Below are 23,664 nucleotides of genomic sequence, written 5' to 3' on the forward strand. Positions count from 1 at the left end.
TCTATTGTAGTTTTTGTATTAATTGATCAACCAATTCATGTAATTCCGCAAATGTTGCTTCGTATATTGCTCTATTACCACCGTAAGGATCGACTACATTCTCCAGGCTGCCTTCATTCGTATACTCTTTCAATGTAAATACTTTATGATCAGTTCCTGGGAAACTTGAAATAACAGTGTCTTTGTGAGCGGTAGTCATCGTTAGGACTAAATCTGCCCAGTCTATTTCTACCATGGATAATTGTGTTGCAGAATGCTGATGAGACATTCCGGCATCATTTAACACTTGTTGCGCATGTGCTGACATTTGGGCATTAGGCATAGCATAAATACCTGCAGAACGTACTTCTAAATTGTCTATTTGTTTATGTTTTAATATGACTTCTGCCATTGGACTGCGACAAGTATTGCCTGTACAAACAAATAATATTTTCACACTTATCACTCTCCATTTTTATATGAATTATTGCCGAATAGCTAGGATACTCATGATAATAAAAATAATGCCAGCAACGATTTGAATTTTATTCCCAAAAAAGACTTGGCTCCTACGTGCAATGACTAATGACCCATAGGCGCATATCAAGGCACTCAAGCCTGCACTCATAATAAAAATTGTTTTTTCTAAGTTTAGCATACCAAAAGAAACACTAACTGAAAAGGTATCTAGGCTTGCAGTCACGGCTAAAAGTACGGGGGAAATTGTAACTTTTTCATCCCGATGAGAGAATAATAGTAAATGCACGCCAATGCAAAATAACAAAATACTCGATATCCATTGTCCCCATTCTAATAGAAAACGAACTAAATAGTTTCCTAATTCAAATCCCAATAAAGGAAAAATCATATGCAACGCAGCCGTCCATAATGATAAAAATAAGCGATATCTAACATTCGGCAGCAATACATATAGACCAATAACATCAACAGACGTTAATATACCTGCAAGAATTCCCTGCAAGAATGCACTCCTTCTCTCCCTAATATTTTATCATTTTATGCTCGAAAATACATTATTATCATATTTGTCCACATAAGATTTTCCTTTTTATAAATATGATCCATGCACATAAAAAAAGACAAAAGACATGTGAATTTTCAATGTCTTTTGTCACTCAACTTTATTTACAATGAATACCATTTGCCACCAGAGGCCTTTTCAAGTCTATTCATAATAGCTGCCCCTACGCCTTCCGTCGAAGTCGTCGTAGCTAAAATAACGGTAGCTGTTGTTTTATCACAGGCTCTAAGTGCATGGTATAATGAAGCACCCATTTCTTCTTTACTTCCCTCTGCACCTACTGAAAAGTAAAAATCAGCTTTACTATGTTGTAAATTTTCAGGTGCAAGAAGTGCTACAGCATGTCCTTGCTGCTGTAATTGTTGAACAGCTTCGCTTACTTCCCCATCATGACAATTAATTAAATATACCGGTGCATTTGGTGCATAATGTGTATATTTCATGCCCGGAGCCTTTGGAGTCTCTTCTAGTTTCTGCTCTATTTTAGTTGGTTGAATAACCGGACCAATTTTAGCTTCAAGCATCTCCTTCGTAATGCCACCTGGACGTAAAATTACTGGAGGCTCATGTGTCACATCTAATACAGTGGACTCTAGCCCAATACCTGTGGAACCTCCATCTAAAATATAAGGTATGTACCCTCCCAAATCATCTAAAACATGGATAGCTTCCGTTGGACTCGGCTTACCACTACGATTAGCACTTGGCGCAGCAAGCGGTTTTTGAAGCTGCTGTAATAAGGCAAGTGCTACTGGATGATCTGGCATCCGAATACCCACAGTCGATAATCCAGCCGTTACACTTTGAGCCAGCACATTTGGTTTAGCAGGCATCACAAGCGTTAACGGTCCTGGCCAAAATAAATCCATGCATTGCTTGGCAATTTCAGAAATATGTTCTATATAATTCGTTACTTCCTCTTTTGTACCAACATGAACAATTAAAGGGTTATCTGAAGGGCGGCCCTTCGCTTCAAATATCTTCTTCACTGCCACATCATTTGTTGCAACAGCTCCTAGCCCATAAACCGTTTCTGTCGGAAATGCTACTACCTCTCCCGCATTTAAGATATCCACAGCTTGTGTATAATTAATTTGACTATTCACATTACTGTCCACAACCTTGCAAACGGTTTCCATGATTAAAACCTACCTTCACTTATTGATTCTTACTGAATTATCCACATATTGTTTATAACTTCTTAAAAAATGTGCATAAGTTATCTGAATTTGTGAACAATTCATGCAAAAAGCCCTTTCACCCATTCCCAAATAAAGAATGTTACTTGCTCTTCCTCTTCTGGCTCTTCTGCTTTTACTTCTTCTTTTTCAGGCTCGCAAATGGATGGGAATATACTGCACCACCAGTTATCGCCACGCGCATCACCAATTTTAACTACAATGGAGTGATACACATTTTGTGGATATAATACCGCTCCCTGTCTTTTAGGCGGAAATAAGTTATCCCCAACCACTACCTGTGTATCAATCTGTGGATAGTTTTCGCTTAATTCTGTTTCAATTTGTTGCTTTAATGTTTGAGTTTGCTCATTCCCCGCAACTCCTGCAGTTACTACTTGCATAAAATAGGGCTTTAATTCTTCCACAAGCTGCTCTTTCTCATATTGATCTTGTGCTGTATTGCTGTTAGCAATTACACGAATTCTAAAATCGTTTTCTTGTTCTTGATTAGTAGCCTCTTTTGCAAAACCTACTAATGATGGAATATATAACACACATAGCTGTAAGGCAATGGCCACTACTACTAATCTAGCAAACGCTAGAAAAATATTTTGTTTAGGTAATCTAATAAACTTGTATTCATTTAACATATAAATCCCTCCTTGCTCAACATTGTTGGCAAGATGAAGACACTTTATACATGAATCTCACAAAAAATCATTCGCGGTTTCCCATTAATATCTTTTTCTATCGAAATCGTAGCCTGTGGAAAACTATCTTGAAAGAATTTTGCTACTTTTTCACCTTGTGTATAACCGATTTCTAATCCAATTAATGCAGGTCTATTCATATACATTGGCAATTGCTCTGCTAATTGTCGATATAAAATAAGACCATCTTCCTCCGCAAATAGTGCGCTATGGGGCTCATGCTTTAGTACAACATCTGACATAGCCTCAGCCTCATCAAACGCGATATATGGAGGATTCGATAAAATAATATCAAATTTTTCACCCGCGAGCGGAGCAGTTAAATCTCCCAACCTAAAATCAATATCAGCCTCTAATCTCTGTGCATTTTTTTGTGCTGTCGCTAATGCATCCTCGGATAAATCAGTTGCTACGACCGATAACGCAGGACATTCCAGCTTCATTGAAATGGCAATAGCCCCACTACCCGTACCTATATCAGCTACCTTCAATGCTTGATGTTGAAATAGTTTAGTCATACGATTAATAGTGCCAAGAATTAGTTCTTCCGTTTCCGGTCGAGGAATTAAAACTGATTCATTGACGATAAATGAACGACCATAAAACTCCTCACTTCCCACACAATACTGAACTGGGCGACCATTGACATGTTCTTCTATAAGAGCTTTAAATTTTACTTGCTGTTCTTCTGTTAATTTATCCTGTAAATGTAGCATAACCTCTGAATAACTTGTACCAAGTATATGCTGCATAACAATACGTGCCGCAGTTTGCTCCCGACCATTATCCACTAAAAAAGAAGAAGCCCACTCAAGGGCCTCCATCACATTTTTATAAGTCATCATTTAAACGCTCTAACTTCGATGCTTGTTCTTCTAAAATAAGCGTATCGATAATTTCGTCCAATCTACCTTCGACGATTTGATCTAGCTTTTGAATCGTTAACCCAATACGGTGGTCTGTTACACGGTTTTGTGGATAATTGTATGTGCGAATTCGCTCTGAACGATCACCAGAACCCACAGCTGACTTACGTGTGGCATCGATCTCTTTTTGCGCTTCTTGCATATACATATCAGCTACACGAGCGCGTAAAATTTTCATTGCCTTTTCACGGTTTTTAATTTGAGAACGCTCATCCTGCATGGAAACTACAACACCCGTTGGTAAATGGGTCATACGAACCGCAGACATCGTTGTATTTACGGATTGACCACCCGCACCAGAAGATGCAAATGTGTCTACACGAATGTCTTTTTCATGAATTTCAACGTCTACTTCCTCTACCTCAGGTAAACATGCTACTGTTGCTGTTGATGTATGGATACGTCCTTGTGATTCGGTAGCTGGTACACGTTGTACACGGTGTGCACCATTTTCAAATTTGAACTTTGAATAAGCACCTTGACCGTTAATCATAAAGATCACTTCTTTATAGCCGCCCATTGGGTTTGGAGTGGCTTCCATAATATCAATTTTCCAGCCTTGTGTTTCTGCATAACGAGAATACATGCGGAATAAATCACCAGCAAAAATATTTGCCTCGTCTCCACCAGCCGCTCCACGAATTTCCATAATAACGTTCTTATTATCATTAGGATCTTTGGGAATTAATAAAATACGTAAACGTTCCTCAAGTTCTTCCTGCTGTGCTTTTAATAGGTTAAATTCTTCCTTTACCATTTCATGCATATCAGGATCTTTTTCGCTATCTAACATTTCACGTGTATCTACTAATTGCTCTTTGACATTTTTATATTCACGATACGAATCCACAGTTTCTTGGATATCTGACTGTTCCTTCGAATATTCACGTAATTTCTTACTATCATTAACAATATCCGGGTCGCTTAAAAGCTCTGTCAGCCTTTCATAGCGATCCTCCACTGCCTGTAATCGATCAAACATGGATTTCACCTCTATTTAGTTTCTTAAATTGCTCCTATTTACCAAGAGCTCTCCATTAAAATTATGCTAAAGCATAATGGTTATTTATAATGTGTATGTCCACTACTTAGTATAAAAAACTTTTCGCATATACGCCACTTTTTCTTAGTGCTTCATACTGTGACCTTCCATTATAGCGAAGGATGAGCATGACATTTTCGGCATACTGGATAATAGGAATCATTTCCACCAATTTGAATTTGATCTCCTGTATATACAGGCTGTCCATTTCCATCTACTCGTAAATTCATCGTTGCTTTTTTATGGCAGAACCAACAAATGGTTTTCATTTCTTCAATTTTATCTGCATATGTAAGCATGTATTGGCTGCCTTCAAACAGTTCATTTTGAAAATCATTTTTTAAGCCAAAGCCCATGACTGGAATATCTAATTCATCCACAATGTTAGCTAGTTGTAAAACATGCGCTTTTTTTAAAAATTGAACTTCATCCACAAGTACACAATATGGTTTAACCGAATTGTTTCGCACAAGTTCAAAAATATTTGTATCTTCATAAACAGGGATGGCTTGCTGTCTTAGACCTACTCGACTGGAAACAAAACCAACCTCATCACGTGTATCTAATCCTGATGTAAACATCATTACAGGTTTCTGTTGTTCTTCATAATTATGGGCAACTTTTAAAATCTCTATTGATTTTCCACTATTCATTGCACCATGTTTAAAATATAGCTGCGCCATACTGTCTTCTCCCTTTCTTTTGGTCGATCTGTATTTTGAAAAGACTTGCATCAACGTGTCATATTTACTGAAAAAAATACCTGCCAAGCACATGCTTGGCAGGTATTAAACTAACATTAGTTTTTAAGACCGTATTTTTTGTTGAAACGATCCACGCGACCATCAGCAGACGCGAATTTTTGACGGCCAGTATAGAATGGGTGACATTCGTTGCAGAACTCGACAACGATGTTTTCTTTTACTGAACCAGTTTTGAAAGTGTTCCCACAAGAGCAAGTTACTGTTGCTTCTTTGTAGTCTGGATGAATTCCTTGTTTCATATTCGTTTTCTCCTCTCGCCCTGAACCATCTGGAACAGAGTATTATCGAACTGTACCTTACATAGCCCGAATATGAGTGAAACCATCAGCTATATATGTACACGTTGCATACTTATGAAGTATAGCATAGGCGTTTTATTATTTTCAAGAAAAAAATATCAAAAGAAATATTTCAATAGTTTTTATCCACGAACCTCACGATAATCATTATCTTGTAACCCTATTTTTTCATTTCGCTCTTTGAAACGGATATTATGGGAAGAAACATAAGCAACTTTTGGTGCATCAGGTTCTATTAATAGTTTTGCACTATTTAACGCTAATACGCCATCTGTAAAGGCACCTGCTATTAGCCTAACTTTACTTGGATGATCAATAAAATCACCCGCCCCATAGATTCCTTCTATATTAGTTTCTCTCTTTTCATTGACGAGTGCTACGCCATCTTCTATATGTAATCCCCATTCTTCTAGTGCACCATAATCACATTTTAAGCCATGGTTCACAATAACGGCATCTACTTCAACTCGCTCTATCTCTTCCGTCTCTTTATTCATAATCGATACAGACTGGATTAAATCTCCATCACTATGTAATTGCACTACTTCATATGGCGTTTTTACACATACGGAGGATTCCTTCATCCGTAAAACGTTCTTTTCATGACCCCCGAAGTCCTCTCGACGATGAACGATCGTAACACTCGCTGCAATTGGCTCTAACTCATTCGCCCAATCGACGGCTGAATTACCACCGCCTGAAATTAAAACATGTTTATCCCGGAAAATCTCTAATTCCTGTACAGTGTAGTGTAAATTAGTTACTTCATAGCGATCTGCTCCTTCTATTTCAAGCTTTTGCATCGTTAGAACTCCATAACCCACTGCCAAAATCACTGTTTTAGAATAATGCTTTTCACCCGTCGAGGAAGTTAATATAAATGTTCCATCTGGTTGTTTTTCTAATCCTTCTATCTTTTGATTTAAAACAATTGTCGGATCAAAAGTTTGAGCTTGTTCAACAAGCTGGTTGATAAGCTGTCCGCCTAAAATAGGTGTAACTCCACCAACGTCCCAAATCATTTTTTCAGGATAAATTAACATACGACCACCGAGCTGAGAGCTATACTCGATAATTTTCGTTTTTAAATCTCGCATGCCACTATAAAAGGCTGTATAGAGACCTGCTGGACCACCGCCAACAATCGTTACATCATATAGTTCTTTCACCATTATTAGATTCCATCCCCTTCATGCTAATTCCGAGAATTATGATAGGTACTCGGCTACCCCACCTTTATTGTTCACAAAAATACTTTCACTATCTATTCCTTTAATCGTGCTAATAAATACAAGAAATAAGGAGCGCCTATAACGGCAACGACGATCCCCGCTGGAATTTCTGAAGGCTCGAGTATAGAACGACCAATCGTATCAGCCATTAATACGAGAAAACCCCCTAATAATGCCGCCGCAGGAAGTAAAAATTGATGCTTTGCCCCAACCAGTTGGCGAGCTAAATGTGGAGCGATGAGCCCTACGAAGCCAATGCCACCACTTACAGAAACACTAGCGCCTGCTAAGCCAACTGCTGCGGCTAATAACCAACGCCGCTCTTTTTCAATCGAGGCCCCTAATCCGACAGCTGTTAATTCGCCTAAATTCAAAATGTTTAATACCCGAGATTTCGCATAAACAAATGGTAACAAGATCACTAACCATGGTAATAATGAAAGAACAAATCTCCAATTCGAACCCCATATGCTCCCTGCCAGCCATGTTGCCACAAACTGATAATTTTCAGGTGATAGGCGTAGTGTTAGCACAATCATTGCTGAGCTAATACCTGCTGCTACAGCTACCCCTGTTAAAATTAAACGCATGGGTGTAATACCTTCATGTCGTTTATAAGAAAGTGAATAAATCAGAATTGCCGTTAAGCCTGCTCCTATAAAGGCAAGTACTGGCAGTAAATAGACAGGTGCCGCCTTCGTTGTTGGAAAAAATGAAATATACAGCATAACTGCAAGACCAGCACCCGCATTAATCCCTAAAATACCTGGGTCTGCTAAAGCATTTTTAGAAACACCTTGTAAAATAGCACCTGAAATAGCTAAACCCATTCCCACTAATACAGCTATCACGATTCGTGGAAGCCTAAATTCAAATAGGATTAATTGTTGCTGTGCATCTCCTTGTCCAAAAAGAGTCTTAAAAACCTCCATTGGTGTTAGCTTAATCACCCCAGTATTCATACTAATCACAAAGGTAATGAAGATTAACACAAGCAATGTAGCAATAATGATAAAATTTTTCTTTTTTGTCTTCTGCTGACTTGGCGTTAAATAGCTGTTACTCATAGCTCTTTCCCTCCTTTACGTGCTAAATACAGGAAGAAAGGAACACCAATAAAGGCAATTAAAGCACCAATCGGCGTTTCATAAGGAGGATTGATAATGCGTGCTACTAAATCAGCTAACACCACAAGCAACGCTCCATATACTAACGAACAAACGATAATCCAGCGATAATCATGACCAACTATGTATCTCGTTAAATGGGGAATTATTAAGCCTACAAAACCAACTGCTCCTACAACAGAAACTGCCGCACCCGCTAAAATTAACACAATGATCATTCCCCATACTTTTACAACACCCGTACGTTGTCCGAGCCCAACAGCAATTTCCTCCCCTAAGCTCAGTACAGTGATTGAACGTGATAAAATAAGAGCTCCTATCATCGCAATAAGTATCCAAGGTGATAATATTTGTAGATGGCTCCATTTTGTTCCCGAAACACCGCCCGCATACCAAAAGGCAAGGTCTTGACCAATACGGTAATAAAGAGCAATCCCTTCTCCTAGCGCTCCAAGCAATGCACTAACAGCCGCACCAGCCAAAACAAGTCGCATAGGTGTTAAACCACCTTTAGACAGCGACCCAATACCATAAACAATGGCTACCCCAAGACCTGCTCCAATAAAGGACCATAAAATTAAAAACATATAAGGCATACCAGGGAAAAAGGCAAAGCACACTGCCAACATAAATGCGGCTCCAGAGTTCAAGCCCAACAATCCTGAATCTGCTAATGGGTTACGTGTCATACCTTGCATAATCGCCCCCGCTACTGCAAAGCTTGCTCCTACTAGAGCTGCCCCGAGTACTCGCGGTAAGCGGATATCATGAATAATTTGATGTGTAGTTAATTCTGGTGAAAAATGGGTAACTGCTGTCCAAACAGTACCCAGTGAAATATCTGCTGCACCAAAAGAGATCGATAAGCCAATAGCTAAAATTAATCCAATTACTCCTACAATTAAAGCTACTACTCCACGGATCGGATGAGATCGTTTCTGTAGCTCCTCTAAATCGTTGAGCTCTCCTACTCCTGTCGACGTAGTCATTTTATTTCCTCCTTATAAACTTCCCAATAAACATACAGACTAGATTTTATTTCTTCATATCGTATAGCTGATAGGATAGGCAGATTGGATTTTTACTATATGGACAAACAGCCATTTCAGCATCAATATTGAACACTCTTTGTAAATTTTCCTTTGTCATCACTTCTTCTGGACTTCCATCCACCATTAAATTCCCGTCTCTCATGGCCATGATAAAGTGGGAGAAGCGTGATGCATGATTCAAATCATGTAATACCATGATTATTGTTCGACCTTCTTCTTTATTTAACTTTTGTAAAAGCAATAAAATATCTAGCTGATGGGCTAAATCTAAATACGTGGTTGGTTCATCCAGTACTAGAATATCAGTGCCTTGTGCTAATGCCATGGCAATCCAAACCCTTTGACGTTGGCCACCTGACAATGCTTCAATCGGTCGATCACTAAATTCCCTTAATCCCGTCACATCAATAGCCCAATGAATATACTCATAGTCTTCCTTGCGCAATGTACCAAACCCGACTTGGTGAGGAAAGCGACCATATGATACTAGCTCAAAAACAGTTAAGCCTCCTGGGGCTGTTGCCGTTTGAGGCAAAATAGCCATTCTTTTGGCTACTTCCTTGGTCTTCAATTGGTGAATTGCTTTACCATCTAAATAAACCGCCCCATTTTGAGTCTGAAGTACACGGGCTACTGCCTTTAATAAAGTAGATTTCCCACAACCATTTGGACCGATAATTGTGGAAATCTGCCCTTTTGGAATTTCCACGCTTAAATCATTGACTATGAGCGTCGAGGAATAACCAATCGCCACACGATCTATTTCTAGTACTGACATAATTAACTTCCTTTCATTTTTGAGAGTGCTTTGAACCAACCTTATATTTGTAGACCAAATTGAGCTGTATACAACCCATAATAAGCATGTTTTCGTTCCATTAATTGCTCATGTGTTCCTTCTTCAATAATGCCTTTTTTCGATACAACAACAATTCTATCTGCATCCTTAATTGTTGCTAATCGATGGGCAATTACTAACGTCGTACGACCAATAGAAAGCTCGTTTAATGCTTGTTGAATAGCTTGTTCCGTTTCAGTGTCCAATGCCGATGTTGCTTCATCAAGTATTAAAATTTTTGGGTTTTTCAGGAAAATCCGTGCGATGGATAGTCTTTGTTTTTGACCTCCTGATAACTTCACACCTCGCTCACCAATTAATGTATCCATTCCCTCTGGGAGTGCTTTAATGACATCGGTCAGCTGTGCACGCTGAGCTGCGTACCAAATATCTTCTTCACTAGCATTCAGATTGCCGTAAGCGATATTATCACGAATAGTGCCATCAAATAAAAAGACATCTTGTTGAACAATCCCAATATGACCCCGCAATGATTGCAATTTGTAATCCCTTATATCCACACCATCAATTTTAATGGAGCCTTCATTGACATCATAAAAACGTGGCAGCAAACTGCAAATTGTAGATTTTCCTGCTCCTGATGGACCTACTAGTGCAACTGTTTCACCAGGGCGAACCTGTAAATTAATGTGATGTAAAGCACGATTCGCATCTGAGTAGCCAAACGATACATCCGTGAATGTGATTTCACCATCAATTTCATCGATATCTTTCGCTTCTGGTCGATCCGCTATCTCAGGCTCTGTTTCAAGAAATTCAATATAGCGTCTAAATCCTGCCATACCTTTTGGATAGCTTTCTATAAACATGTTGATTTTATTAATAGGGCCAAGCAGAATCCCTGAAAGTAAAATAAATGCGATAAAGTCTCCATTAGATAGATCGCCATTTAACACAAAATAAGCTCCAACAAATAATGTAAATAATGACAATACCTTTGTTAGAATACCTGAAATGGCTTCATTCCAAGCCATGACCTTATAAGAGAACAATTTAGTCATTCGGAATCTTTCATTGTTTACCTTAAAGCGTTTAATTTCATGATCCTCATTTGTAAATGCCTGTACAACACGAATACCGCTGACATTGTTTTCAACGCGAGCATTAAAATCAGCAATATCTCCAAACATTTGACGAAATGCTTTTGACATTAATTTTCCGAAAATAATCGTCAGAACTAGGATGATCGGCACAAGTAGGAAAATAAGAATTGTAAAGGTTGGATCTATGTAGAACATCACACCAAATGTCCCTATAATGGTCATTGCTGCAATAAAAATATCTTCAGGACCGTGGTGGGCAAGCTCACCGATATCCATTAAATCGTTCGTTAATCGGGAAACAAGATGTCCCGTTTTATTATTATCAAAATATCTAAAAGAAAGTTTTTGTACATGGCTAAAGGATTCCTTTCTCATATCCGTTTCAATATTAATCCCTAGCATATGTCCCCAATACGACACGATGAAATGGAGAATGGAGTTAAAAATATATAAGACAAATAACAATAAACTCGCCATAATAATCCACTTTAGTTCGCCATCTGGCAAAATATCATCAATTACTTTATTTAGAACAAGTGGAAACGCTAATTCGATTAATGCTACTAAAATGGCGCAGCTAAAATCTAAAATAAATAAGCGTTTATATGGTTTGTAATATGAGAAAAATCGCTGTAATAACATGGTTGTAGCCTCCTATTGCAATATCAATCTTCATATCTACTAATGTATTTTTGTTGAGTCTTCGTAAACTCTACTATTTTGTCAGCCAGCTCTTCAGCTTGATGGAGACCCGAAAGTGGATCAGAGGCAAAATAATATTCAGATGGAAGCTCTATAATTTGATTATTTTTTACGACATCTAAGTTTGTCCAAGTCCCTGGCAACTTCCCATCTTTGTTAAAGAAGTTAATCATGAAGTTATAATCAGCTACAAAATCACTTACTACCTCGTAGGAAATCTCATAACGTCCGCCACTCGCCTCTTTTGCATCATATAACTCCTGCACTTTTTCTTGAGGCTTCAGACCCAAAATTTGATAGATTGCTCTACCACCCGATACGCTTGAATTTCCAACAATCGTTGCATTTTTTTCAAACATTTCATAAATAGTAAATGTTGCTCCGTCTGGAACCACATCATTTATTTTTTCCTTAGCTGTAGCTATCCGATCTTCAAACTCATTAACAAATGTTTCAGCTTCTTTTTGTCTTCCTAAATAACTTCCCATCGCCTTAATTTCCTCTATTGCTGATGAATGAGCATCTTCAGCAAAGACAATTGTAGGTGCAATTTTCTCATATTTCCCTACATCTTCTGGATTCCATGTAATGATTAAATCTGGCTTTAGCTCTAGAATTTTTTCCAATGATACCTTCCCATCAGTACCAATATTCGTAATTTCCCCATCCTTGTAGTGTTGTTTTAAAAACGTAGCATAATCGAGGTTAGCTGTTACCCCTCCTACTGGTACAACATCTAACGCTAAAATTTGGCCAAGATACCAGTCTGTGATAACTCTTTTTGCTCTCACTGGAATTTCTACTTCACGGCCACTGTCATCTGTCACCATTCTTGTCTCTATAGTATCTGGAGTAGTTTGTTCCTCTACCTTTGATGAGACCGATTCTTCATTACATGCAGTTAATAAAACAAACAGGCTCAGAAAAAAAGGCAGTCTTATATGTTGAATCACCTTTTGCATCATGATTTCATTTTCTCCGTTCTCAAATCGGTTTGCTTGCGCGAGCTGATTCTCATTGTATTGAAAATGATTCTCATTTGTAATGGCCATTTCGGACATATAAGATGTATATTTCAGCCTAAAATTACTTGGTGCCATATTTGTAGCCTTTTTAAAGGCACGACTAAAATAGTATTCATCTTCATAGCCAAGTGAAATAGCAATTTCCTTTATACCAAATTGATTTTCCACCAAATATTGTTTTGCCTGCTCAATTCTTAATTGCTGTAAATAAATTTGTGGTCCTACCCCATAGCGTGCTTTAAAAATTCGTAATAAATGACGTGTACTAATATGAAGCGTATCTGCCAATGTTTGTATAGATAATGGTTGGTGAAGACGCTGATGAATATATAGCCGTGCTACTTCTGCCTTATCCATTTCATGCGGGTTCCCCTGCCCATCTGCTAATTCTTGAAACACACGATAAACAAATTCATACAAAGAGGCTTTAACTGAAAAATGATCTTGAATTGAGCCCGACATCCATTTGCTATACATATCTTGAAGTATGTTGTGAATGGCTATTGGATTAGCAGGCACACAAGAGAAATTTATTTGAAAAGGTTGATATTGCATCTGTAAATGCTGCATAAAGGCATCCTTATAGATGACATCTCCTTCATAACGTATGAGGAAGTAGCTAACACTATGCTGTGCATTAATTTGTAAACTTTGAGATTTACCAATGTGAAAAATACTGAAACGCTGTACATAATAAGGCTGTTCATCAATGATAATTTGCGCCTCTCCTGCTGTTATGATAATGAACGAACTATTAGTTACTATCTTTGAAATTTGAACTTTTGATTTATTTACGTAATTAATATGCTTCATTTGAACATAGGCATTTTGCCAAAGCAGCATGTAGGCATCATAGTTCATCCGAATCTCCTTCAAAAAGATATTTATTAACTTCATTATATTGATAATGATTATCAATTTCAATAAACATTTATTCATTTAAACATATACAAAAAAATCACCATTGACAATTATTTGTCAATGGTGATGGCTGTTCTATAATAAACCTTTACCTTTAGTTGCTTTTTTCATATCTTCGTTCAGTTTTTCAAAAAATTCTTCGTTCGATTTTGTTGTACGAAGTTTTTTCAGGAAGCGTTCCGCAAAATCAGGCGCATCTGAAAATGTTTTACGAATCGCCCATAGTTTTTCAAGTTGTTCGGGCTCAAGCAATAACTCTTCCTTACGTGTACCTGAACGGCGAATATCAAGCGCAGGGAAAATTCGGCGCTCTGCCAACTGGCGATCTAAATGAAGCTCTAAATTACCTGTCCCCTTAAATTCTTCGTAAATAACCTCGTCCATACGTGAACCAGTATCTACTAAAGCAGTCGCTAATATCGTTAAGCTACCGCCTTCTTCAATATTTCGAGCCGATCCAAAGAAGCGTTTAGGTCTATGGAAGGCAGCTGGATCGATCCCCCCTGAAAGCGTGCGTCCACTTGGAGGAATGACAAGGTTAAATGCACGCGCCAAACGTGTGATAGAATCCATTAAAATAATGACATCACGTTTATGTTCCACTAAACGGCGTGCACGCTCTAAAACGATTTCTGCCACTTTGACATGATTTTCTGGAACTTCATCAAACGTTGAGCTAACAACATCTGCATTTACAGATCGCTCAATATCTGTTACTTCCTCAGGACGTTCATCTATCAGTAAGACAATTAGCTCTGCTTCTGGATGATTTGTTGTAATAGCGTTTGCAATTTCTTTTAATAAAGATGTTTTCCCCGCTTTCGGCGGTGCAACGATTAATCCACGCTGACCAAAACCTACAGGTGCCACTAAATCCATAATACGTGTTGATAAATTACGCTGAGTTGTCTCCAGTTTAATTTGTCTGTCTGGATATAGTGGAGTTAATGCAGGGAAATGCACACGTTCCTTTGCAACTTCAGGATCCTCGCCATTGACGGCATCAACTTGTAATAAGCCGTAATAACGTTCATTTTCCTTAGGTGGTCGCACCTTCCCAGATACCTTGTCCCCATTACGAAGATCAAAGCGACGAATTTGAGATGCAGAAATATAAATATCTTCTTTACTTGGAGAGTAGTTTATTGGTCGAAGGAAGCCAAAGCCCTCTTGCGAAACAATTTCAAGTACACCTTCCATAAAGAAATAGCCTTCTTGCTCTGAACGCGTTTTCAAAATAGCAAATATTAATTCTTTTTTCGTTAGCTTGCTATAATATGAAATTTTATATTGGCGTGCAAGAGCGTAAAGCTCTTTTAACGTCATGTTTTCTAATTGAGCGATTGTCAATGCAGACATATGCACAACTCCAGTCTTTTTCAAAATATAATACAATTATTGGGGTTATCATCGAAGATTTTTTACGAACGAATGGCTCTGTTCCCACTATACGGTTACCTCAGTAGGTCAATAACAAATACATAGTCCACCATATGATGAAACATTGCCTTACAAACTACGGGATGGTTTATTTAAAGAAGAAGGTACCTAGCACAATAGATGTACTAGGTATATTTTAGAAGAAAATATCATTAATATCTAGGTTTTTTCTCAAGTGCGTGACGGCCTTCTACAAAGCGAACTGTACCAGACTTAGCACGCATAACTACTGAGTGTGTTAAAGCGTAAGCACCTTTATATTGAACACCCTTTAAAAGCTCACAATCTGTCACAGCTGTTGCTGCAAAAATAGCATCGTCACCTTTTACTAGATCATCTAAATAAAGAACTTTATCAACATCTACACCCATTTTATGGCAGCGTTCTAATTGCTCTTCATCTTCTGGTACTAACTTTGCTTGGAAGTCCCCACCTAGGCATTTTAAGGCTACAGCCGAAATAACACCCTCTGGTGCGCCACCTGTTCCAAACATAATATCAATACCTGTTTCATCAAAGGCAGTATTAATCGCTGCACCAACATCGCCATCTTGGATAAACTTAATACGTGCACCAGCTTCGCGAATTTCATCAACAATTGCTTGGTGACGTGGACGATCTAATAAAGTAGCAACTACATCTGAAATATCTTTATTTTTTGCTTTTGCTACTTGTAATAAGTTATAAGTAACAGAAGCATTGATATCTACTTTACCAGCTGCTTCTGGCCCTACAGCAATTTTCTCCATGTACATATCTGGTGCATTTAATAGATTACCTTTATCTGCAATTGCAAGGACTGTCATTGCACCATTCGTACCTTTTGCTACAATATTTGTACCTTCTAATGGATCCACAGCAATATCTACTTTTGGACCACCACTACGTAAGCCAAGTTCTTCACCAATATAAAGCATTGGTGCTTCATCCATTTCGCCTTCACCAATTACTACTGTAGCATGCATTGGAATTGTATCGAACATTTTGCGCATCGCTGTTGTTGCTGCATCATCTGCCTCAATTTTTAAACCGCGTCCCATCCATTTCCCGGATGCAATTGCTGCTGCTTCTGTTACTCGTACTACTTCCATCGATAAACTACGTTCCATTGTTGCTTTGCCTCCCGTTATCGGTCATTTTTCATACCGAAACATTCAAATTACCTCTATTGTAACATAATTGAGTGAAAACTTTTAGCTCTCATTATTCCTTTGTCTCAGCTACGCGTGCCAGGATTGTTTCACGTCGAATATCAGCGCCTAAATCACGTAATTTCTCAATAAGTGAGCTATAGCCACGTTCGATATGATAAATATCTTGTACTTCCGTTTCGCCTTCAGCTAGAAGACCGGCTAAAACTAATGCTGCACCTGCGCGTAGATCCGTAGCTGTTACTGTTGAGCCATGTAGTCTGCTTGGCCCTTTAATAATAGCCGTGTTGCCTTCTACACGAGCATCAGCATTCATACGACGAAGCTCATCAATATGTTTAAATCGAGCTGTATAAATAGTATCTGTTACTTTTGAGGAACCGAATGCCTGTGACATTAACACAGCAAGTGGTTGCTGAATATCGGTTGGGAAACCAGGATACACCAATGTTTTTACATCAACAGCTTGCAAAGTGGAGAAGTCTGTTTTTGGTACATAAATACTTTCTTCACCAATTTCAATCTTCACACCCATTTCACGAAGCTTCGCTATAATTGCTTCTAAATGCAGTGGAATTACATTATCAATTGTAATACCATCACCTACTGCTGCAGCCATTATCATAAATGTCGCAGCTTCAATGCGATCTGGTATAATCGTATGCTCTGTACCATGTAGTTCTTCTACCCCTTCAATGCGGATGACACTTGTACCTGCCCCTTTAATATTGGCCCCCATATTTGTTAGAAGTGTAGCTACATCAATAATTTCAGGTTCCTTCGCTGCATTTTCGATAACTGTACGGCCCTTCGCGAGGACAGCAGCTAACATTATGTTAATTGTTGCACCGACACTTGCGACATCTAAATAAATTTTTGCCCCAATTAATTCATCTGCACGTAAATAAATCGCGCCATGCTCATTCGTAATTTTAGCGCCTAATGCTTCAAAGCCCTTTATATGCTGATCAATTGGTCGGGGACCCAAGAAACAGCCACCTGGTAAACCAATGACCGCTTTCTTGAAACGTCCTAGCATTGCCCCCATTAAATAATAGGAAGCGCGTAACTTTTTAACATTGCCGTTCGGTAATGGTAAGGCAATCATATCTGTTGGATCGATTGTCATCTTCCCATCCTCAAACGATACTTCCCCACCAATTTCCTCTAATAAAGCCTTTAACGTCCATGCATCTGAAATTTCTGGTATCCCTCCAATTGTCACTGGAGAGTTCGCCAAAATTGATGCAGGAATTAAGGCGACTGCACTATTTTTTGCACCACTAACTTTAATTGTACCTTGTAGACGATTTTCGCCAGTAATTTTATAAACATCCATTTTGCGTTCTCCCTCATGATTGGAAAGTAGTATTTTTTGCAATTGGCTCACTGTATATTCTTATTATTCGCCTTTTCTCTTATTCCAATCCGCTAAAAATCCTTCAATTCCTTTTTCCGTTAATGGATGGTGGAAAAGTTGTTTTAAAACTTTAAATGGAGTTGTTGAAATATGCGCGCCAGCTAAAGCTGCAGCCGTAACGTGCTGAGGGTGACGAACAGAGGCAGCGATAATTTGTGTATCAATATTATGAATTGTAAAAATGTCAGCAATTGTTTCAATTAGCTCTACACCATTTTGACCAATGTCATCCAAACGGCCGATAAATGGTGATACATATGTAGCACCTGCACGCGCAGCCATTAATGCTTGGTTTGCACTAAAAATTAATGTTACGTTTGTTTTAATTCCTTTGTTTGCAAAGAAACGACAAGCTTCTAATCCCGCTGGTGTCATTGGAAGTTTCACTGTAATGTTAGGAGCAATAGCAGCTAATTCCAAACCTTCCTTAATCATTCCTTCTGCATCTAGTGCAATAACTTCTCCACTTACGGAGCCATCGACAAGCTCTGCGATTTCACGAAGACGATCATGGAAAGAAACATTTTCTTCTTTAGCCACTAGTGATGGGTTTGTTGTGACTCCTGATAAAATACCCCATGCATGTGCCTCTTTAATCTCTTCAAAATTTGCAGTATCAATAAAAAATTTCATATTATATTTCCTCCTGATCATTTTTCTTATATTATTAAATATTTTCCAAAATTTCTTTATTTCAAAAACAAGAGAAGGTCGATTGAAAGCATCAACACTTCTCTTATTATGTGTATTTATCTATGCTTTTGTAACATATTAAATGCAAAAATTATGCTTTTTGTGCACTACCAAATTCGCGAATTTTACCAACAACTGTTGCTTTAATCGCTTCACGTGCAGGACCAAGGAATTTACGAGGATCGTAAACAACTTTGTCGTTGTCAAGAATCTCACGGATTGCTTTTGTTGCTTCAATTTGATTTTCAGTATTAACGTTAATTTTTGCAGTACCTAATGAAATAGAACGTTGTATATCTTTTGTTGGGATACCTGTACCACCATGTAATACTAGTGGAAGATCTGCCAATTTAGAGATTTCTTCCATTTCTTTGAAGCCTAGGTTTGGTTCTCCTTTGTAAGGACCATGTACAGAGCCAAGTGCTGGCGCTAAGCAGTCGATATCTGTTAGCTCAACCATTTTACGGCATTCTTCTGGATCAGCGTAAATAATACCACCGATTACACCATCTTCATCTCCGCCAACTGTTCCTAATTCCGCTTCTACAGAAACGCCTTTAGCATGTGCATATTCTACTACTTCTGAAGTAATTTTCACATTTTCCTCAAATGGATGGTGTGAAGCATCAATCATCACAGAAGTAAAGCCTGCATCAATTGCCTCTTTACATTTTGCAAAGCTAGAACCATGGTCAAGATGAATAGCTACTGGAACTGTAGTACCGTAAGATTCCATTAAACCTTTTACCATATGAACAACAGAAATAAATCCGCCCATATATTTACCTGCACCTTCAGAAACACCAAGAATCACTGGAGATTTTTCTTCTTCAGCTGCTTGTAAAATTGCTTGTGTCCACTCTAGGTTGTTAATGTTGAATTGACCAACAGCATAACCCTCTGCTTTTGCTTTAATTAACATCTCTTTCATAGATACTAATGCCATACTAAAAATCCTCCTCTTAGGACTATTCTTTCTACATAAATATGCTCCTCAATCATAGCAAAAATAATAGCCCCTGAAAAGCAGAGGCTATTATTTTCTACACGAAAGCGTAGTGTAACGTAGCGGCAGTGTCGACAAAGTGTAGGGCAACGTAACGGCGGCGCTTGAACCTGAAAAGCAGGGGCTATTATTTTCTACACGAAAGCGTAGTGTAACGTAGCGGCAGTGTCGACAAAGTGCAGAGCAATAACGGCGGCGCTAAGAAAATATGTACTCCTTTTTTAAGCATAAAGAAAACAGGCCGTGTATTCACTGCCTGTTTTTTAAACTTGTAACGCTTTATTAACTTCGTCACGCACTTCAAAAATATCAAAAGGTTTCGTAAAGTAACGGATTGCTCCCAAATTTAAAGCTTCTTGTACAACATCTAGCTCTCCATACGCTGTCATCATAAATACAGGAAGTTTTGGGAACTTTTCTTTTAAACGTCTTAAAATTTCGATACCATCCATTCCGGGTATCTTCATATCTAGTAATACGCAATCCATGTCTTGTTCATCTGCATACTTTAATGCCTCTAAACCATTGGCTGCTAAATATGTAACATATCCTTCCTTTTTCAGCACTTCGTTTAAAAGCAAACGAATTCCCTGCTGATCATCGACAATTAGTAATCGTTTCACATTCCATTCCGCCCTTTTTATTTTTTATTCTTACACAAAAACATTCTTTATTATGTATAATTCTACTTTTTCAGCTTAATACCTTCTAGTATTATAAATTATCTGCTTTTGCTTTCTATCTTTTTCACCCCTATAATATGGGTAGAGGTGGGATCATGTCAAAAATTCTAACAACACAATTAAGTGGATTATTACAAAGAATTACACAAAATGAAGAGGATGCTATCGAGGAGACTGCAAGGTTATTGGCACAAGCTGCAATTGGCGAAGGTAATGTCTATTTTGCTTGCTTTGGAGAAATGCAGACAGTGGAATTAAATGCACTGCAAGCAGTAGAACCATTTAGCAAGTTAGCACCTTGGACTTTGGATACAAGCTTAACAGAAGCCGATCGAGTTTGCATTTTTACTCGTAGTGCGCACGATGAAGAAGCACTAGCTTTAGCTCAGAAATTAAATACTCAATTTATTCCCTTCGCTGCTGTTGCTAGTGAACCAGCAAGTACAGAAAATCCTCTTGCCGACTTAGCCTATACGTATATTTCTACTCGTATTAAAGGTGGTTTATTGCCAAATGATTTAGGTCAACGGGTAGTTGTACCACATGCACTTGCAGGGCTTTTTGTTTATGAAGCTGTCAAAATTGCCTATGATGATATGCTTGGTTTTGATGAGGAAGAATTGTAATAATCCAATCAAAAAGAGTTGTCTCATATTTCGAGACAACTCTTTTTGTTTATTTAAATGTTGCGCCGATAAAGTCACGGAACAGTGGTTGTGGACGATTTGGTCGTGACACTAACTCTGGGTGGAATTGACATGCTACAAAGAAATTATTCTCTGGTAGCTCAATAATTTCAACCAGCTTACCGTCAGGGCTTGTACCTGAGAAGACAAGACCAGCTGCTTCCATTGCTTCACGATATTCATTGTTAAATTCATAACGATGACGATGACGCTCATAAACAAGCTCTTTGCCATATGCTTCACTTGCTTTAGAACCGTCTTTTAATTTACATGGGTATAGGCCTAAACGTAATGTCCCGCCAATATCTACGCTATCATTTTGATCTGGTAAGAAGTCGATAATTGGGTACTCTGTGTTTGCATCAAGTTCGGTAGAATGAGCACCTTTTAATCCTAACACATTACGTGCATATTCAATTGTCGCAAGCTGCATACCTAAGCAAATTCCTAAGAAAGGTACATTATTTTCACGCGCAAATTGCGTAGCTAAAATTTTACCTTCCACACCACGATCACCGAAGCCACCTGGTACTAAAATCGCATCAGCATCTTTTAATAGTGCAGTTACATTATCAGCATTGACATGTTCTGCATTAATCCAGTCAATTTCAATATCAGAATTATAAACATAGCCTGCATGCTTTAATGCTTCTACCACTGAAATATAAGCATCTTGAAGTTCTACATATTTCCCTACTAATGCTACTTTTCTTTTGTTTGGTAAGTTTTTCACTTTGTCTACAAGCTCGCGCCATTCTTCCATATCCGCTTCTGGAGCTTCCATACCAAAGTGGTCAAGAACGATATCATCAATATCTTGTGCATGTAGGTTTAATGGTACTTCATATAAATGCTCCGCATCACGAGATTCAATAATTTCATGTGGTTGAACATCACAGAATAAAGCTAATTTCTCTTTCATATCTTGTGGTACCTCTTGTTCAGTACGCACAACGATAATATTTGGTTGAATACCTAAAGAACGTAACTCTTTTACAGAATGCTGAGTTGGTTTTGTTTTTAATTCACCAGCTGCTTTAATATAAGGAATCAATGTACAGTGGATATACATGACATTATTATGCCCTAAATTAGTTTTCATTTGACGGATAGCTTCTAGGAAAGGTAATGATTCAATATCCCCTACTGTTCCACCTACTTCTGTAATAACAACGTCTGCATTTGTCTCACGACCAGCGCGTTGGATACGATCTTTAATTTCATTTGTAATATGAGGAATAACTTGTACTGTACCACCGTTGTAATCGCCACGACGTTCCTTCTGTAATACCGATTGATACACACGACCTGAAGTTACTGTAGAATGCTTTCCTAGGTTAATATCGATAAAACGCTCATAATGCCCTAAATCTAAGTCAGCCTCAGCACCATCATCTGTTACAAAAACCTCACCATGTTGATAAGGACTCATTGTACCTGGGTCGATATTAATATATGGGTCAAATTTTTGAATCGTAACTTCTAAACCGCGGTTTTTTAATAAACGGCCTAGAGATGCTGCAACAATCCCTTTTCCAAGTGATGATACAACCCCACCTGTTACAAAAATATACTTCGTCATGAAAAAATTCCTCCTTTAGAATTGCTAGATAAGTTGTTTTGTTAGGGATTAGAACATCTGACAGTCAAACACCCTAAAAAAAGAAAAGCCGAGAATGTCTACAAAATTGTAGTCGATTCGAAGCTGTCATCGTTTCTATCTCTTTTCCACTTTCCTTTAAACCTTAAAACTTTAACAATTATTCAGTCACCGTTTACTATACATCATGAATACTTTAAAACATTTATATTCATATCTGCACAAAAAGTATGGGAGAGCTGGTCTGAATAAAGTTAAAAACAAAAAAACGCTCCTCCTGCATAGGTCTGCAGGGGGAGCGTATTATATACACGGTCTTTCTCCTTTTTTTAAGGAGCCCAAGTAAAAGATTAAACGTAACCGTGATAGAAGTCAAGAATTTTTACATCAAGCGTAAAAGTAAGAAAATTCTAAGAGCAAGGTTTTAGATTTCTTCCTCTTCTTCTTCGAACTCTTCTTCATCTTCGTCTTCATCAATAAACTCTTCATCGATTTCTTCAATGTCTTCTAAATCTTCGTCTTCATCAAAATCAATATCTTCTTTATCTTCATCTTCTTCTATCTCTTCTTCTTCTACGAATTCTTCATAGTCCTCGTCGAAGTCGATATCTTCTTCATCCAAATCGATATCTTCTTCTAGATCATCATCTTCATCCACAGAAGCTTTAGATTTTTTCTTTTGAGTTTTAACAGATGGTGCTGTTTCTTCCTCAATCTGCTCTACTTTAAACCATTCACGTAAGCCCCAGCCTGTTTCTTGGTTATATAAGAAGCGGCCATCTACATTAAGATCTGTGTAAAATTGTAGTAGGCGGGATTTTATTTCTTCATCACTGTAGCCTACAAGCTCTTGAATTATTTTTAACAAATCATTAAAAGTTACTGAGGCACGTTTTTCATTTAAAATTACATACGCTAAGTTAATTAACGACTCTTCAGTTAATTGTTCCTTTGTCATTTCACGAAAATTCAATTCGTGCACTTCCTTTCCCTCATCACAATGGACGTTTTAAATTTACATGGTGCTTTATTTTCCAAGCGCAGCAAAAATGGCCACGCAAAAGGTACTTTCCATACAATA

General features: G+C 38.0%; 23 protein-coding genes. 1 reads left to right on the plus strand and 22 read right to left on the minus strand.

Going from position 1 to position 23,664, the window contains the following annotated elements:
• Nucleotide 1: 1 nt before the first annotated feature.
• The 20 genes from C9J29_RS03515 to C9J29_RS03610 all read right to left on the minus strand — a co-directional run bounded on the left by C9J29_RS03515 (nucleotide 2) and on the right by C9J29_RS03610 (nucleotide 20,237).
• Nucleotides 2-436 carry a low molecular weight protein arginine phosphatase gene (locus C9J29_RS03515; protein ID WP_090002947.1) on the minus strand — a complete coding sequence of 145 codons (435 nt, stop codon included), beginning with the start codon at nucleotides 434-436 and terminating at the stop codon, nucleotides 2-4.
• 27 nt (nucleotides 437-463) lie between these two features.
• Nucleotides 464-961 (minus strand): manganese efflux pump MntP, encoded by a 498-nt coding sequence (locus tag C9J29_RS03520; protein ID WP_090002946.1) that lies wholly within the window; start codon nucleotides 959-961, stop codon nucleotides 464-466.
• Between the two features lie 164 nt (nucleotides 962-1,125).
• Nucleotides 1,126-2,160 (minus strand): L-threonylcarbamoyladenylate synthase, encoded by a 1,035-nt coding sequence (locus tag C9J29_RS03525; RefSeq protein ID WP_107921618.1) that lies wholly within the window; start codon nucleotides 2,158-2,160, stop codon nucleotides 1,126-1,128.
• A gap of 101 nt (nucleotides 2,161-2,261) precedes the next feature.
• On the minus strand, nucleotides 2,262-2,852 hold the full coding sequence (locus C9J29_RS03530; protein WP_008180573.1) for a stage II sporulation protein R: 591 nt from the start codon (nucleotides 2,850-2,852) through the stop codon (nucleotides 2,262-2,264).
• A gap of 44 nt (nucleotides 2,853-2,896) precedes the next feature.
• Entirely contained in the window at nucleotides 2,897-3,757 is an 861-nt protein-coding gene (gene prmC / locus C9J29_RS03535; RefSeq protein WP_107921619.1) for a peptide chain release factor N(5)-glutamine methyltransferase, read from the minus strand.
• Nucleotides 3,744-4,820 carry a peptide chain release factor 1 gene (prfA, locus tag C9J29_RS03540; protein WP_008180577.1) on the minus strand — a complete coding sequence of 359 codons (1,077 nt, stop codon included), beginning with the start codon at nucleotides 4,818-4,820 and terminating at the stop codon, nucleotides 3,744-3,746. Before prfA ends, prmC begins: the two co-directional genes overlap by 14 nt.
• Before the next feature lie 170 nt (nucleotides 4,821-4,990).
• A complete protein-coding gene (locus tag C9J29_RS03545) occupies nucleotides 4,991-5,563 on the minus strand; it encodes a thymidine kinase (RefSeq protein WP_025114779.1) in 573 nt (190 codons plus the stop codon).
• Nucleotides 5,564-5,679: 116 nt separating this feature from the next.
• Nucleotides 5,680-5,883: a 50S ribosomal protein L31 gene (gene rpmE / locus C9J29_RS03550; RefSeq protein WP_004269457.1), complete on the minus strand. Its 204-nt coding sequence runs from the start codon at nucleotides 5,881-5,883 to the stop codon at nucleotides 5,680-5,682.
• A 182-nt stretch (nucleotides 5,884-6,065) separates the two neighbouring features.
• Complete coding sequence (locus C9J29_RS03555; protein ID WP_090002943.1) at nucleotides 6,066-7,115, minus strand: NAD(P)/FAD-dependent oxidoreductase; 1,050 nt, start codon at nucleotides 7,113-7,115, stop codon at nucleotides 6,066-6,068.
• A gap of 92 nt (nucleotides 7,116-7,207) precedes the next feature.
• A complete protein-coding gene (locus C9J29_RS03560) occupies nucleotides 7,208-8,242 on the minus strand; it encodes a FecCD family ABC transporter permease (RefSeq protein ID WP_089986943.1) in 1,035 nt (344 codons plus the stop codon).
• Nucleotides 8,239-9,291: a FecCD family ABC transporter permease gene (locus C9J29_RS03565; RefSeq protein ID WP_107921620.1), complete on the minus strand. Its 1,053-nt coding sequence runs from the start codon at nucleotides 9,289-9,291 to the stop codon at nucleotides 8,239-8,241. Before C9J29_RS03565 ends, C9J29_RS03560 begins: the two co-directional genes overlap by 4 nt.
• A 46-nt stretch (nucleotides 9,292-9,337) precedes the next feature.
• Nucleotides 9,338-10,132, minus strand: coding sequence for an ABC transporter ATP-binding protein (locus tag C9J29_RS03570; protein WP_008180587.1), 795 nt, complete (start codon nucleotides 10,130-10,132; stop codon nucleotides 9,338-9,340).
• 41 nt (nucleotides 10,133-10,173) lie between these two features.
• Nucleotides 10,174-11,898 carry an ABC transporter ATP-binding protein gene (locus tag C9J29_RS03575; protein ID WP_008180588.1) on the minus strand — a complete coding sequence of 575 codons (1,725 nt, stop codon included), beginning with the start codon at nucleotides 11,896-11,898 and terminating at the stop codon, nucleotides 10,174-10,176.
• A gap of 23 nt (nucleotides 11,899-11,921) precedes the next feature.
• On the minus strand, nucleotides 11,922-13,844 hold the full coding sequence (locus C9J29_RS03580) for an AraC family transcriptional regulator (RefSeq protein WP_107921621.1): 1,923 nt from the start codon (nucleotides 13,842-13,844) through the stop codon (nucleotides 11,922-11,924).
• Between the two features lie 135 nt (nucleotides 13,845-13,979).
• Entirely contained in the window at nucleotides 13,980-15,263 is a 1,284-nt protein-coding gene (rho, locus tag C9J29_RS03585) for a transcription termination factor Rho (RefSeq protein ID WP_008179008.1), read from the minus strand.
• 233 nt (nucleotides 15,264-15,496) lie between these two features.
• The gene (gene glpX / locus C9J29_RS03590; RefSeq protein WP_008179010.1) at nucleotides 15,497-16,453 is read right to left on the minus strand and encodes a class II fructose-bisphosphatase; all 957 of its coding nucleotides are present in this window, start codon (nucleotides 16,451-16,453) and stop codon (nucleotides 15,497-15,499) included.
• Nucleotides 16,454-16,547: 94 nt separating this feature from the next.
• Complete coding sequence (locus C9J29_RS03595; protein ID WP_089986058.1) at nucleotides 16,548-17,834, minus strand: UDP-N-acetylglucosamine 1-carboxyvinyltransferase; 1,287 nt, start codon at nucleotides 17,832-17,834, stop codon at nucleotides 16,548-16,550.
• Between the two features lie 63 nt (nucleotides 17,835-17,897).
• Nucleotides 17,898-18,548, minus strand: a complete 651-nt coding sequence (gene fsa, locus C9J29_RS03600; protein ID WP_004269447.1) for a fructose-6-phosphate aldolase — start codon at nucleotides 18,546-18,548, stop codon at nucleotides 17,898-17,900.
• 151 nt (nucleotides 18,549-18,699) lie between these two features.
• Nucleotides 18,700-19,554, minus strand: a complete 855-nt coding sequence (locus tag C9J29_RS03605) for a class II fructose-bisphosphate aldolase (protein WP_036123008.1) — start codon at nucleotides 19,552-19,554, stop codon at nucleotides 18,700-18,702.
• A 323-nt stretch (nucleotides 19,555-19,877) separates the two neighbouring features.
• Nucleotides 19,878-20,237: a response regulator gene (locus C9J29_RS03610; RefSeq protein ID WP_008179021.1), complete on the minus strand. Its 360-nt coding sequence runs from the start codon at nucleotides 20,235-20,237 to the stop codon at nucleotides 19,878-19,880.
• Between the two features lie 155 nt (nucleotides 20,238-20,392).
• On the opposite strand from C9J29_RS03610, the gene C9J29_RS03615 reads away from it, so the two are divergent.
• Nucleotides 20,393-20,923, plus strand: coding sequence for a DUF2529 family protein (locus tag C9J29_RS03615; protein WP_107921622.1), 531 nt, complete (start codon nucleotides 20,393-20,395; stop codon nucleotides 20,921-20,923).
• Between the two features lie 49 nt (nucleotides 20,924-20,972).
• Here the strand turns inward: C9J29_RS03615 and C9J29_RS03620 are convergent, their stop codons facing one another.
• Both C9J29_RS03620 and rpoE read right to left on the minus strand, forming a co-directional pair.
• A complete protein-coding gene (locus C9J29_RS03620) occupies nucleotides 20,973-22,565 on the minus strand; it encodes a CTP synthase (RefSeq protein ID WP_008179025.1) in 1,593 nt (530 codons plus the stop codon).
• Nucleotides 22,566-23,007: 442 nt separating this feature from the next.
• Nucleotides 23,008-23,556, minus strand: a complete 549-nt coding sequence (gene rpoE, locus C9J29_RS03625; RefSeq protein ID WP_174804732.1) for a DNA-directed RNA polymerase subunit delta — start codon at nucleotides 23,554-23,556, stop codon at nucleotides 23,008-23,010.
• Between the last annotated feature and the right edge of the window lie 108 nt (nucleotides 23,557-23,664).

Origin of the sequence: Lysinibacillus fusiformis, from assembly GCF_003049525.1 — a bacterium.
GTDB classification, from domain to species: domain Bacteria; phylum Bacillota; class Bacilli; order Bacillales_A; family Planococcaceae; genus Lysinibacillus; species Lysinibacillus fusiformis.

Excerpts from the sequence above, each read along its gene's own strand:
- C9J29_RS03525 (WP_107921618.1), bottom strand. The coding sequence starts at position 2,160 with ATGGAAACCGTTTGCAAGGTTGTGGACAGTAATGTGAATAGTCAAATT.
- C9J29_RS03530 (WP_008180573.1), bottom strand. The coding sequence starts at position 2,852 with ATGTTAAATGAATACAAGTTTATTAGATTACCTAAACAAAATATTTTT.
- prmC (WP_107921619.1), bottom strand. The coding sequence starts at position 3,757 with ATGATGACTTATAAAAATGTGATGGAGGCCCTTGAGTGGGCTTCTTCT.
- prfA (WP_008180577.1), bottom strand. The coding sequence starts at position 4,820 with ATGTTTGATCGATTACAGGCAGTGGAGGATCGCTATGAAAGGCTGACA.
- C9J29_RS03545 (WP_025114779.1), bottom strand. The coding sequence starts at position 5,563 with ATGGCGCAGCTATATTTTAAACATGGTGCAATGAATAGTGGAAAATCA.
- rpmE (WP_004269457.1), bottom strand. The coding sequence starts at position 5,883 with ATGAAACAAGGAATTCATCCAGACTACAAAGAAGCAACAGTAACTTGC.
- C9J29_RS03555 (WP_090002943.1), bottom strand. The coding sequence starts at position 7,115 with ATGGTGAAAGAACTATATGATGTAACGATTGTTGGCGGTGGTCCAGCA.
- C9J29_RS03560 (WP_089986943.1), bottom strand. The coding sequence starts at position 8,242 with ATGAGTAACAGCTATTTAACGCCAAGTCAGCAGAAGACAAAAAAGAAA.
- C9J29_RS03565 (WP_107921620.1), bottom strand. The coding sequence starts at position 9,291 with ATGACTACGTCGACAGGAGTAGGAGAGCTCAACGATTTAGAGGAGCTA.
- C9J29_RS03570 (WP_008180587.1), bottom strand. The coding sequence starts at position 10,132 with ATGTCAGTACTAGAAATAGATCGTGTGGCGATTGGTTATTCCTCGACG.
- C9J29_RS03575 (WP_008180588.1), bottom strand. The coding sequence starts at position 11,898 with ATGTTATTACAGCGATTTTTCTCATATTACAAACCATATAAACGCTTA.
- C9J29_RS03580 (WP_107921621.1), bottom strand. The coding sequence starts at position 13,844 with ATGAACTATGATGCCTACATGCTGCTTTGGCAAAATGCCTATGTTCAA.
- rho (WP_008179008.1), bottom strand. The coding sequence starts at position 15,263 with ATGTCTGCATTGACAATCGCTCAATTAGAAAACATGACGTTAAAAGAG.
- glpX (WP_008179010.1), bottom strand. The coding sequence starts at position 16,453 with ATGGAACGTAGTTTATCGATGGAAGTAGTACGAGTAACAGAAGCAGCA.
- C9J29_RS03595 (WP_089986058.1), bottom strand. The coding sequence starts at position 17,834 with ATGGATGTTTATAAAATTACTGGCGAAAATCGTCTACAAGGTACAATT.
- fsa (WP_004269447.1), bottom strand. The coding sequence starts at position 18,548 with ATGAAATTTTTTATTGATACTGCAAATTTTGAAGAGATTAAAGAGGCA.
- C9J29_RS03605 (WP_036123008.1), bottom strand. The coding sequence starts at position 19,554 with ATGGCATTAGTATCTATGAAAGAGATGTTAATTAAAGCAAAAGCAGAG.
- C9J29_RS03615 (WP_107921622.1), top strand. The coding sequence starts at position 20,393 with ATGTCAAAAATTCTAACAACACAATTAAGTGGATTATTACAAAGAATT.
- C9J29_RS03620 (WP_008179025.1), bottom strand. The coding sequence starts at position 22,565 with ATGACGAAGTATATTTTTGTAACAGGTGGGGTTGTATCATCACTTGGA.